The sequence below is a fragment of the Mycobacterium persicum genome, assembly GCF_002086675.1.
Classification (GTDB): Bacteria; Actinomycetota; Actinomycetes; order Mycobacteriales; family Mycobacteriaceae; genus Mycobacterium; species Mycobacterium persicum.
Genome location: NZ_MVIF01000137.1, coordinates 1 through 11539 on the forward strand (window position 1 = coordinate 1; position 11539 = coordinate 11539).

The 11539-nt window shown below is 64.1% G+C and carries 9 protein-coding genes and 2 pseudogenes; 10 read left to right on the forward strand and 1 reads right to left on the reverse strand.

The genetic code is table 11. From position 1 onward, the window contains the following. The 5 genes and pseudogenes from BST40_RS31250 to BST40_RS25750 form a co-directional block, all read left to right on the forward strand. Nucleotides 1-452, forward strand: a pseudogene (locus BST40_RS31250) (hypothetical protein); the annotation flags it as partial. An 11-nt stretch (nucleotides 453-463) separates the two neighbouring features. Further along, nucleotides 464-1027: a hypothetical protein gene (locus BST40_RS29700; protein WP_142276810.1), complete on the forward strand. Its 564-nt coding sequence runs from the start codon at nucleotides 464-466 to the stop codon at nucleotides 1025-1027. 229 nt (nucleotides 1028-1256) lie between these two features. Further along, nucleotides 1257-1567, forward strand: a pseudogene (locus tag BST40_RS25740) (hypothetical protein). A gap of 372 nt (nucleotides 1568-1939) precedes the next feature. Continuing rightward, a complete protein-coding gene (locus BST40_RS25745; RefSeq protein WP_075547732.1) occupies nucleotides 1940-2794 on the forward strand; it encodes a pseudouridine synthase in 855 nt (284 codons plus the stop codon). After that, nucleotides 2791-5712, forward strand: a complete 2922-nt coding sequence (locus tag BST40_RS25750; protein WP_075547733.1) for a sulfatase-like hydrolase/transferase — start codon at nucleotides 2791-2793, stop codon at nucleotides 5710-5712. Before BST40_RS25745 ends, BST40_RS25750 begins: the two co-directional genes overlap by 4 nt. Before the next feature lie 30 nt (nucleotides 5713-5742). Here the strand turns inward: BST40_RS25750 and BST40_RS25755 are convergent, their stop codons facing one another. Then, nucleotides 5743-6096 carry a DUF732 domain-containing protein gene (locus BST40_RS25755; RefSeq protein WP_075547734.1) on the reverse strand — a complete coding sequence of 118 codons (354 nt, stop codon included), beginning with the start codon at nucleotides 6094-6096 and terminating at the stop codon, nucleotides 5743-5745. A gap of 452 nt (nucleotides 6097-6548) precedes the next feature. On the opposite strand from BST40_RS25755, the gene pstS reads away from it, so the two are divergent. The 5 genes from pstS to BST40_RS25780 form a co-directional block, all read left to right on the forward strand. Beyond that, nucleotides 6549-7604, forward strand: a complete 1056-nt coding sequence (pstS, locus tag BST40_RS25760; protein ID WP_240316588.1) for a phosphate ABC transporter substrate-binding protein PstS — start codon at nucleotides 6549-6551, stop codon at nucleotides 7602-7604. Nucleotides 7605-7737: 133 nt separating this feature from the next. Beyond that, nucleotides 7738-8892, forward strand: coding sequence for a PPE family protein (locus BST40_RS25765; protein WP_075547735.1), 1155 nt, complete (start codon nucleotides 7738-7740; stop codon nucleotides 8890-8892). A gap of 230 nt (nucleotides 8893-9122) precedes the next feature. Then, nucleotides 9123-9929: an MBL fold metallo-hydrolase gene (locus tag BST40_RS25770; protein ID WP_075547736.1), complete on the forward strand. Its 807-nt coding sequence runs from the start codon at nucleotides 9123-9125 to the stop codon at nucleotides 9927-9929. Nucleotides 9930-9980: 51 nt separating this feature from the next. Then, nucleotides 9981-10898 (forward strand): CE1 family esterase, encoded by a 918-nt coding sequence (locus BST40_RS25775; RefSeq protein WP_075547869.1) that lies wholly within the window; start codon nucleotides 9981-9983, stop codon nucleotides 10896-10898. A gap of 193 nt (nucleotides 10899-11091) precedes the next feature. Continuing rightward, nucleotides 11092-11539 (forward strand): PE family protein (locus tag BST40_RS25780; protein ID WP_083156171.1); only part of this gene is annotated, 448 nt, incomplete at its 3' end.

Below are 11539 nucleotides of genomic sequence, written 5' to 3' on the forward strand. Positions count from 1 at the left end.
CCTCTCCTTCAACGCCAAACCGCAATCCGGGCACGCTTAAACGACTTAGGCATACCCATAGAGGGCGAACCCGCCCTGGCCCCACGCGGCCGGGTACACCCGGTTCCGAGCCCCCATCAAACCAACCGGGTGCGCCTTCAAGCCCGAGCATTACCGATCAGGCCACGCAAATCGGTAAAGATGTCGTGGAACACGTTCCTAAAGGCTCAAGACTGAATACTTTGGTCGACAGGCTTAATCAATTGCACATCGGCAATCAGCAACAGGCCGCGGAGGCGGCCGAAGCCGCGGGGGAAGCGGCGTGGGGTCAAACTGGGGGTATTGTCAACGGGCCTAATGGAGCAAAGCTGGTGCTACCCGCTAACCTGAAGTTCGGGGAAGCTATCATGGTAGCCCCGGACGGAACGCTTTCTGTATTTCGCGGCGACCTCTATCAGTTTTTGCCGAAGTAGTGGAGTAGGCGATGAATGCAACTTTGCATGCAGCAGTAGTCAACTTCGAGGTTTATCTCCTGATGACCATGAAGCCGCGACTGTCTTTAAAAGATACCCGGGGCCTATTAGATGCCAAGCTGGCCAAGGCAGGGCTATCTTTGGACGAGGCAGTACGTATTCACGATCGGGTAGCAGAAGCCCTCAGCGAAGCGACATCGCGATTTCGAGACATGAAGACACTGTTAGGAGTTCTTGACGAGGACGCCACAGCACTGAAGTACAACAGCGTGTTGTGGCCCGGCTTCAAATTCAACGCCCACGCTGACGCGAACGGACTACTTGAGTCAGCGGGTTACACGCACACCGAGCACACATCGCTCGATGTCGAATCTCCGGCCCAGCTGGCAGCTTGGAGTTGCGACATTCCCGAATTTGATGAGCGTTTCGGTCCGGCTATTCGACGTACCAAAAGGCCGCTATTCGACGACATCCTTCCCGCGGAGGAAACTTATGAATTCTTGTGGAACGAAGACCGCTATGGGGCGGAATTCCTTTGGGGCCTATTCTTGCAAGCTTCGATGGTCTGGGATTGAGCTCGCCAAGGTGCAAATATCCGAGAGTTCCGCAACAAATTGGCAGTCCTCAATGGCCCATCTCATGAAGCGTTGCGGGTTCGGCGCCGCCCACGTGGGCCAGCAATAGGGGAGGCGTCAGGGAAGTGCTGCACTGCGGGGAATCGGCTATGAGGCAGCGCTGTCCGCAGAGGTCATCGTCCGGCGGTGGTATCCGCGTGGAACTGAAGGAAATCAGGCAGGAACGCACATGACGTACCCAGCCGGGGACGAAACGACGCTCCCCAAACTGCCTGCACAGATGCGGTGGGTGGCGCTGGTGGACAAGCGTCAGCTCGCGGTGCTGCTGCTAGAAAACGAGGTACCGTCGCTTCCGCGACGGACACCTTGGAGGCGCGCGGTGATATCGACTACGAAAACCAGCCGGTCGACGCAGTGGAGCGGCTATGTCGGCGTTTGGCCGACCAGGCGGTGCGTCAGTGGGGTTTTATGCAGGGTCTCAAGCAGAAGCTCGGACCAGGTGTCGACGTGCGGATGAAGCTGGTGGAGTGGAACCGGTGAGCTTAATGCCCCACCTGTGGGGGGTAGCTTACGGGTTTGCGACCAACCCCAACCACTACCAACCAACGAGCGTTGGTTACCCGGACCGGTCACCACCGGCACCGTATCGAACCCCAAACACCTTGGGGCATCAAGCAATCAGTGCACACTACCCTGCTAATCCACCGCGTGGACACCAGCGGCGACAACCAACCGCCACCCACCCGCGACCTGAAGACCCCCGCAGCCCCTGATCAACACCCGCGGTAACAGCGCGCACGAAGGATGACACGCGTGAACTTCGGCAAGTTACGACTTTGACGTACCAGGCGGTCTCAGTCGACCGGGTTGGTTAGCGCTACCGGAGCGCTTCGGGTTCTATAGTCTGCGAGCGTGCTTGCCGTTCGTGACGCGCTGGGGCCCGCGCGGGTGCGGCTGCACGGCGGGCCGGTGCTGGCCGAGCTGGAGGCGCGGTTCGGTGCGCCGGCTCGGGTAAAGCTGCTGGCCGGGGAAATCCGCGACGGTGACGGCGCGGTGGTCGACGCCGATACGGTGCTGCCGCCGGGGTCTTTCGTCCACCTGTACCGTGATGTGCCTGACGAAGTTCCCGTGCCCTTTGAGATGCCGGTGTTGTATCAGGACGACGACATCGTCGTCGCGGACAAACCGCACTTCTTGGCGACCATGCCGCGCGGGCGCCACGTCGCCCAGACCGCGCTGGTGCGGCTGCGCTGTGAACTCGGGTTACCCGAGTTGAGCCCCGCGCATCGACTGGACCGGCTGACCGCCGGGGTGCTGCTGTTCACCACCCGGCGCGAGTTGCGTGGCCGCTATCAGACGCTGTTCGCATGCGGTGCGGTGCACAAGACCTACCTGGCTCGGGCGGCGGTCAACCGCGCGGTGGTGCTGCCGCGGGTGGTCCGCAGCCGCATCGTCAAGCGTCGCGGTCAGCTGCAGGCGGTTTGCGAACCCGGCGAGCCGAACGCGGAGACGTTGGTCGAGCTGATCTCACCGGGGGGCTTGTACCGGCTGACGCCGCGTACCGGACGCACCCACCAGCTGCGGGTGCATATGGCGTCACTGGGACTGCCGATCACGGGAGATCCCCTGTACCCCAAGGTGCTCCAGGAAGTCGACGGTGACTTCAGCTCGCCGCTGCAGCTGCTGGCGAAGCGCATCGAGTTCGACGATCCGCTCACCGGCTCGCGCCGTGAGTTCATCAGCCGCCGAGAGGGAATCTGGTCATGAGTGAAGACAGCGCACTGGTCATCGTCGCCGGGTATCAGGACATTGATTCGGCCCGGAGCGATTTCGAGAACCTCACCGGCCGGGCCAACGCCAAGACGGTCCCGCTGCAGGGCGCGGTGCTGATCGGTAAGGACGACGAGGGCAATCCGGTGCTGCTCGACACCGGGAATCGTCTCGGTCGCCGCGGCGCCAAATGGGGCGCGGGTGTCGGCTTGGCGGTGGGCTTGTTCTCGCCGGCGCTGCTGGCCGCTGGGTTGGTGGGCGCCGCGACCGGAGCAGTGGCCGGCACCTTCGCCCACCATCGGATCAAGAGCGGGCTGGCCGACAAGATCGGGCAAGCGCTGTCGGCGGGCAGTGCCGTCATCATCGTCGTGACACCGGCGCCGGGCCGGCTTCCGGTGGAGCAGACCCTGGCCGGTTCGCCGATGAAATCGGTTGCAGAACTCAGTCATTCGACATTACGAAGCCTGGGCGCAGCACTGCAAGAAGCGATGGGCAAGTTCAATCCCGACCGTACGAAGCTGCCGATACCGCAGCGTAGCTTCGGCGGCACGATCGGTCGCACCATGGCAGAGTCCGTCGGCGACTGGACGATAGTCCCCGGCCCGAGCGCGCCGGACAATGCGCCCAATGTCTTGATCGTGCTGATCGACGACGCCGGGTTCGGCGGACCGGACACCTTCGGCGGCGGCATCCGAACGCCGGCACTGTCGCGGGTGGCGCAGAACGGGTTGGCCTACAACCGTTTCCATGTCACCGCGGTGTGCTCGCCGACCCGCTCGGCGCTGCTGACCGGGCGCAACCATCACCGGGTGGGATTTGGATCGGTGTGTGAATTCCCAGGTCCGTTTCCCGGTTATTCGACGGTCAAGCCGCAGAGTTGTGCCGCGCTGCCCCGGATCCTGCGTGACAACGGCTATGTGACCGCGGCATTCGGCAAGTGGCATCTGACTCCGGACAACGTTCAGGGAGCATCCGGGCCGTTCGACAACTGGCCGCTGGGTTGGGGATTCGACCATTTCTGGGGTTTCCCCAGCGGCGCCGCGGGCCAGTACGACCCGATCATCACGCAGGACAATTCGGTTATCGGCATACCCGAGGGTCCAGCCGAAGAAGACGGCAAGCCCTACTTCTTCCCCGACGATCTCACCGACAAGGCCGTCGAATGGCTGCACACGGTACGGGCCCAGAACGCCACCAAGCCGTGGCTGCTGTACTACTCGACCGGCGCCACGCACGCACCGCACCACGTGTTCAAGGAGTGGGCCGACAAGTACCGCGGCCAGTTCGACGAGGGCTGGGATGTGTACCGGCAGAAGACGTTTGAACGGCAGAAGCAGCTGGGGATCATTCCGCCGGACACCGAGCTGACCGAGCGGCCCGACCTGTTCCCGGCCTGGGAGAGCTTGTCGGATACCCAGAAGAAGCTCTACGCCCGGCAGATGGAGGTGTTCGCCGGCTTCTCCGAAAACGCGGACTGGAACGTCGGCCGGCTGCTGGATGCCATCGAGGATCTCGGCGAGGCCGACAACACGCTGGTCTTCTACATCTGGGGCGACAACGGGGCCAGCATGGAGGGCACCAACACCGGCTCGTTCAACGAGATGACGTTCCTCAACGGCCTGGATCTCGACGCCGATCAGCAGCTGGCGCTCATCGAGCAATACGGCGGTGTCGAAGCTCTCGGCGACGAGTTCACCGCACCGCATTTCGCGAGTGGCTGGGCGCACGCCAACAACACGCCCTTCCAATGGGGTAAGCAGATGGCCAGCCATCTCGGAGGGACCCGCGATCCGATGGTGGTGGCCTGGCCGGCCCGGATCCGGCCCGACGGCCAGGTCCGCGGCCAGTTCACCCACTGTATCGACATCGCGCCAACTGTGTTGGCGGCCATCGGTTTACCGGAGCCGATCAGTGTCGACGGCTTCGAGCAGGAGCCGATGGACGGAACCAGTTTCCTGTACACCTTCGACCCGAGCATGGGGCCGGAGGCCGAAGAGCGCCACACCGTGCAGTACTTCGAAAACTTCGGCAGCCGCGCCATTTACCGCGACGGCTGGTGGGCCTGTGCTCGGCTGGACCGGGCGCCGTGGGACCTGTCGCCGCAGACGATGCAGCGCTTCGCGCCCGGGAATTACGACCCCGACCAGGACATCTGGGAGCTGTACTATCTGCCCGACGACTTCTCCCAGGCCAACAACCTGGCGGCCGAACATCCGGACAAGCTGGCCGAACTGCGGCAGCTGTGGTGGCAGGAAGCCGAACGCAACCGGGTGCTGCCGTTGCTGGGCGGGCTGGCCGTGATGTTCGGTGAATTGCCGCCACTGCCCACCACCACCCGCTTCGCCTTCCAGGGAGACGTGCAGAACATCCAGCGCGGCATGGTCCCGCGCATCTTTGGCCGCTCCTACGCGATCGAGGGACGGCTGCACATCCCCGACACCGGGGCGCAGGGCGTGATCGTCGCCAACGCCGACTTCATGGGCGGGTTCGCGCTGTGGGTTGACGAGCAGCAGCGGCTGCATCACACCTACTCCTTCCTCGGCGTCGAGACCTATCGACAGGTATCGACGGAGCCGCTGCCCGCCGGCGACGTCACGGCGCGGCTGCTCTTCGAAACCGAGCAGCCCGTGGTGGGCTCCGGCGGCAAGGTGACGCTGTGGGCCGACGACCGATTGATCGGCGAGGGTCGGCTGCCCCAAACGGTGAGTCTGTCGTTTACGTCCTACGCCGGGATGGACATCGGCCGCGACAACGGGCTGGTGGTCGACCGCGACTACGAAGACAAGGCGCCGTACGCGTTCACCGGAACCGTCAAAGAGGTGATCTTCGACCTCAAGCCCGTTCATCCCGAAGCCGAGAAGGCGTTACACGAACACGCTTCGGTGCAGGCCGTCGGTCAGGGTGCGGCGGGCTGACCCGGGCAGGCCTCGAGACAACCGGATGGCTCAGGTCGAGGTGTGGTGATGTCTGGGGCAATACGCGGCGACGCTCAGGCCGACAAAGTATCCGGCGTGATAGCCGTCCAAGTTGCCGCCCTTGGCTAGGTCATTCGCGACGTCGGCCTTGTGCCTGCCCTGATCGAGTTCATCGCACACCTGGTGGCCGGCCATGATAGCGGTCTGCGGCGATGCGAAGTTGATGCCTTTGGCCTTCACCGCATTGAGGAACGCGGCATCGACCCCGTCGGCTTGTGCCGTCGGGGTGCCCAGTTCGGCTAGGCAAAACAGCGCGACTACCAGGATGAGGCGCACCGGCAGCGTTCGGGCGGTTCCGCTCTGCCGCATCAGGCTGGTCGCCATCGCTGGAACCTCCCGCTGACAAATCCAACGGCATGCCACGCCGCCTGCGATCATTACCCGGCGTAATCGGACGTGCGAACTCCTTGCTGCGGGCCGCGCGTTAGCCAAAGTTGCGATGGCCTGACCTCGTCGGTCCACGGCTATGGCCAGTGTTCTTCGGTTGTTGGTAAAGCGTGAGCAAAGCCTCACCACCTTTGGTGGCGTCGGCATGTCGCGACCGTATACCAGGTGGAAACTGTCGATGAAATCGTGAATCATATTGTGCCCAGGCATGGTTGGGCCCAAAGTTCGTATACCCGATGTGGTTACCATGCCTCATGGCTGGGAGGAAGACAGCAGTTTGGCGGGCCGCAGATCGGTCGGCAGCGATTGTCCCTTTCGGGCTGTCCTCACGAGTTCCACGGAAGCGCAGCCGATTCTGGACCACCCTGGGCAGCCTCGGCTTTGCAGTGATGTTGACGGCATGTGGCAGCGACAACACTTTAGGAGCAGATGCGGCAACAGTAACGCCGTCGAGCAAAGTCGCTTGCGGCGGTAAGCCGACGCTGAAGGCAAGCGGTTCCACCGCTCAGGAAAACGCAATGGTGAGATTTACCAAGGATTTCGAACGCGCCTGCCCGGGGCAGTCGGTGAATTACACGCCCAACGGTTCCGGTGCCGGCATTAGTGAGTTCACGGGCGGCCAAACCGATTTCGGAAGCTCCGATTCACCGCTGAACAAAGAGGAGTATGCCAGCGCGGAGCAACGGTGCGGCTCGCCCGCGTGGAACTTGCCCGTGGCGTTCGGGCCCATCGCGATTACCTATCACGTCACGAGCCTGGCGTCGCTGAGCCTCGACGGTCCGACCGCGGCCAAGATCTTCAACGGCGGCATCATGACCTGGAGCGATCCTGCGATTCAGGCGCTCAACCCCGGCGTCACCCTGCCAGATGAACCAATTCGAGTCGTGTTCCGCAGCGACGAATCCGGAACCACCGACAACTTCCAGAGATACCTCGATACCGCTTCCAACGGCGCATGGGGCAGGGGGGCGGGCAAGCGGTTCAACGGCGACGCCGGCGAGGGCGTCAAAGGCAACGACGGCGCCGCCGCGGCCGTCAGCCGCACCGAAGGATCGATCGGCTACGTGGAATGGTCGTTCGCCCGGGCGCGACAGCTGGGCATGGCCAAGATCATCACGTCGGCGGGCCCGGATCCGGTGGCCATAGGCGCCGACTCGGTGGGCAAAACGATTTCGGCTGCCTGGTTCATCGGGGAAGGCAACGACCTCGCATTCGACACCATCTCGTTCTACCGGCCGAACCGGCCCGGCTCCTACCCAATCGTGTTGGCGACATACGAGATCGTGTGCTCGAAGTATCCCGATGACCAGGTCGGTATCGCCGTCAGGGCATTTTTGCAGAGTGCGATCGATGCCGACCAGCGTGGTCTGCAGGACAGCGGATATGTCCCCGTTCCCGCCGAGTTCAAGACCCGACTGTCGACCGCGGTCAGCGCCGTCTCGTGATCGGTGGTCCTTCCTACCGGCGGGGAACGCTGGTCTGCGCCCGGAACGGCGACCCTCAACCGACCAGCGATTTTCCCGCCTTGACCAGTGCAATGTCGCATCCAATCACCCCGCTTAGTCAATGTGAGATGTCATGGATTTCATAAGCCTGCCGCCCGAGATCACCTCGGCGCTAATCCATTCGGGACCTGGCCCGCAGTCACTGCTCGAGGCTTCCGACGCGTGGCAGCGGCTCGGCGCCGATGTGGAAGAGTCTGCCGGCGCGTATGCCCCGGTGCTGTCTGCGCTGACCGGCTCCTGGCAGGGCCCATCCTCGCGGGCGATGGTTGAGGCCATCGGCCCATACCTTGCCTGGCTGCGTGTCACCGCACAGCAATGTCGGCAGCTGGGCTCCTCGGCCCAGGTTGCTGCGGCAGCATTCGACTCCGCGCTATCGGCGATGGTTCATCCCTCCGAGGTCGGCGCCAACCGGATCCAGCTGGCAAAGCTATTGGCCACCAACGGATTCGGCAGAAACCTCGCGGCAATTGCCGATACCGAGAACCAGTACCACGCCATGTGGGTGAATAATGCGGCGGCCATGTACCGGTATGCGGCCGCCACGGCGCAAGCTCTGGTGCTACCCCAGTTCGTTTCGCCGCCGGCCATCGCGGCTCCCGGGGGAGTGGCTGCTCAAGCCACGCGGGTGGCAGCCGCCGCCGCAGCGCCGGCCCCCGCTGCACCCGCCGCCGCTGCCTCTCCGGTAGATGCGGTTTTGCAAGCGTTTGGGGTCGCCTTCGACCCCAACAGCGGCTGGTTCGGGCTGGCGAATACGTACGCCAACCAGTTCATTTCGTCCGGGTTTCCCATCAACCTGCTCAGCTACCTGGCGCAAAACACGTCAGCCCAGGCACTGCAATCGGTGGCACCCGACATCGCCGAGGGCCTATCGGAGGGCGAATCGGCGCTGGGGATGTCGGCCGCTAATTTTTCCAGCGCGGCCAGAGCCCTGGGGGCAGCGGAAGCACCCGCGGCAGCGTTGGGCGTCGGGGTGTCGATGGGCAACCTGACCGCACCGCCCGCGGTGGTCGGGCTGTTGGCCGCTTCCCACACGCCGGTGCAGCTGGCCTCGGCGGTGTCGCCTCTGCCCGCCGGGGATTCCGGATTCCCGATGCTCCCGCCACTGATGCCGCCGCCGATTTCGGCCGGTAGTGGTTGGCGTAAGAGGAAACAACCAAAGTACGAGGACCTCGAATACGGTGTGGAGCTCAAGGGCACCGTGATGCCGCGACCGCCGTCGGCGGGCTGATCGGACCGTATCACCGGCAACACTTCGAAAACGGTCGGCATGGGCCGTCGTCGCAAACCCCGGCAAACGCGGCGATGTCGAAACGCGCCGAGGTCCCCGACAAGAAGCGGGTCACACGCGTGGACTGCAGGTCATGCGGGGACCCGCTGTCGGAACGAGTTTTCGGGCTGCTTGAACCGCTGCTATTCGGGTAGTCGCCGACGATGGAATCTGGGAAGGCATTGGACGTCATGGCAATCACCGTCACGTTCATCGGCAACGCCACCACGCTGATCGGCGCCGGTGGCCTGACCGTGCTGACCGATCCGAACTTCCTGCATCGGGGGCAGCACGCCTACCTGGGCTACGGGCTGGTGTCCAAGCGGCTGCGGGAGCCGGCGTTGAGCATCGATCAACTGCCGCCGATCGACGCCATTGTCCTGTCGCACATGCACGGCGATCACTGGGACCGGGTGGCGCAACGGGGCCTCGATCACGACCTGCCCGTCGTCACCACTCCGCATGCCGCCAAACGGCTGCGTCGTCGCGGTTTCCGGCACGCATTCGGCCTGCCCACTTGGCAGCGGCAAACGATCAGCAACGCCGGCGTCAGGCTGACCATGACATCGCTGCCCGGCCGGCACGCGCCGCTGGGAATTCATCGGCTGCTGCCGCCGGTCATGGGCACCATGCTCGAATTCACATCCGCCGACTCTTCGATGCTGCGCCGACTGTATGTCTCCGGCGACACCTTGCTCGTCGAGGAGCTCAACGAGATTCCCCGTCGTTTCGATTCGATCGATCTGGGCGTGCTGCACCTGGGCGGGACCCGGCTGCCGGCCGGCCGCCGACTGCACTTCGGCCTGACCGTGACCATGGACGCACGCCAGGGCACGGGATTGGTGCAGTTGCTCGGGCTGCCGACGCTGATCCCCATCCACTTCGACGACTACGGTGTCTTCGCATCGCCGCTGGCCGACTTCATCCGCGAGATGAGGCGCCGTGGTCTGGCCGACCGAATCATCGAATTGGAGCGCGGCGCTTCGGTAACCGTGTGAATTCCCGAGGTGGCCAACCGTAACGCGGCGGCGATCGGTAACTTGGCCGTCATGCCGTGGGTGCGATGGTTCTTGTCGCTCGTTCTCGTGGCATGCCTGGGCGGCTGCGGAGAACAGCACGTGTCGGCGGCACGTTCTCGAGATCAGGCCGGGACATTCCAGTTCGGCGGCCTGAAGCGAACCTATATCGTGCATTCGCCGCCGGGCGCGCCGGTGGGATTGGTGCTCAACCTGCACGGGGGTGGTGGTACCGGCGCCGGTCAGCAGAGCCTGTCAGCCTTCGACCCCGTCGCCGACGCCAACAATCTGCTGGTGGTCTATCCCGACGGCTACGACAAGAGCTGGGCCGACGGGCGGGGAGCCTCGCCGGCGGACCGCCGCCATCTCGACGACGTCGGCTTTCTGGTCGCGTTGGTGGGCAAGCTGCAAAGCGAGTTTTCGGTTCCCGCCGGCCACGTCTTTGCCACCGGAATGTCCAACGGAGGATTCATGTCCAACCGGTTGGCGTGCGACCGCGCCGACGTGTTCGCCGCGATCGCGCCGATCTCCGGCACGCTGGGCGTCGGTGTGGCCTGCAATCCGTCGCGGCCGGTCTCGGTGATGGAGGCGCACGGCACCGCCGATCCGGTGGTGCCGTTCAACGGCGGGAAAGTGCGCGGCCGCGGCGGTCCCAGCCAAGCCATCTCGGCTGCCAGCATGATCGACCGGTGGCGCGCGGTCGACGGATGTCAGGGCGATCCCACGATGGACGAACTGCCCAACGTCGGCGATGGAACCGTGGTACGCCGTTATGACTCGCGGTCATGTGTGGCCGGGACCGAAGTGATCTTCTATCGAATCGACAACGGCGGGCACACCTGGCCCGGCGGCAAGCAGTATCTGCCCAAGACGATCGTCGGTAGCACAACGCGCGCCTTTGACGGGTCGCAAGCCATTGTGCAGTTCTTTATGTCGCACGGCCGGGCCTGAGAGTGCTTTGTTGGATTTGCCTGCGGCACAACTTAACACGATCAGCCACCGCAGCGGCGACGCCGGCGAGGACTTCATCAGCAGTGCCACGCCAGCCGCCGCGGAATAGTACTCGGAAAAGTGCCGGAATCGTGCAATTATGAGCAGCACCACATCTTCCGATGTCAACATGTTGCCGGGTTGGAGGGCCACCATGTCGTATCTCATCGCCGTACCGGACATGTTGACGACAGCAGCCGTCGATGCTGCGGGTATCGCCTCCTCGGTGCGGGCCGCGAACCTGGCTGCATTGGCGCCGACCAGCACGCTGATGGCTGCTGCTGCTGACGAAGTATCGGCGGCGATTGCCTCGCTGTTTTCCGGCCACGCCCAGGCATACCAGGCGCTCAGCGCGCAGGCGGTGGCGTTTCATGAGCAATTTGTGCAGGCATTGGGTGCCGCCAGCGGGGCATATGCGGCCGCCGAGGCGGCCAATGTCAACCCATTGCAGCCCCTCGTTAACGACATCTTCGGTGTGATCAATGCGCCCACGAACTTCCTGTTGGGGCGTCCATTGATCGGCGACGGGCTTGACGCCATGCCCGGCACCGGACAACCCGGTGGGGCCGGCGGGATCCTGTGGGGCAACGGCGGCGCGGGTG

Coding starts and splice junctions, on each gene's coding strand:
- BST40_RS25765 (WP_075547735.1), top strand. CDS start 7,738: ATGGATTTCATAAGCCTGCCGCCCGAGATCACCTCGGCGCTAATCCAT.
- pstS (WP_240316588.1), top strand. CDS start 6,549: ATGTTGACGGCATGTGGCAGCGACAACACTTTAGGAGCAGATGCGGCA.
- BST40_RS25775 (WP_075547869.1), top strand. CDS start 9,981: ATGCCGTGGGTGCGATGGTTCTTGTCGCTCGTTCTCGTGGCATGCCTG.
- BST40_RS25770 (WP_075547736.1), top strand. CDS start 9,123: ATGGCAATCACCGTCACGTTCATCGGCAACGCCACCACGCTGATCGGC.
- BST40_RS25755 (WP_075547734.1), bottom strand. CDS start 6,096: ATGGCGACCAGCCTGATGCGGCAGAGCGGAACCGCCCGAACGCTGCCG.
- BST40_RS25750 (WP_075547733.1), top strand. CDS start 2,791: ATGAGTGAAGACAGCGCACTGGTCATCGTCGCCGGGTATCAGGACATT.
- BST40_RS29700 (WP_142276810.1), top strand. CDS start 464: ATGAATGCAACTTTGCATGCAGCAGTAGTCAACTTCGAGGTTTATCTC.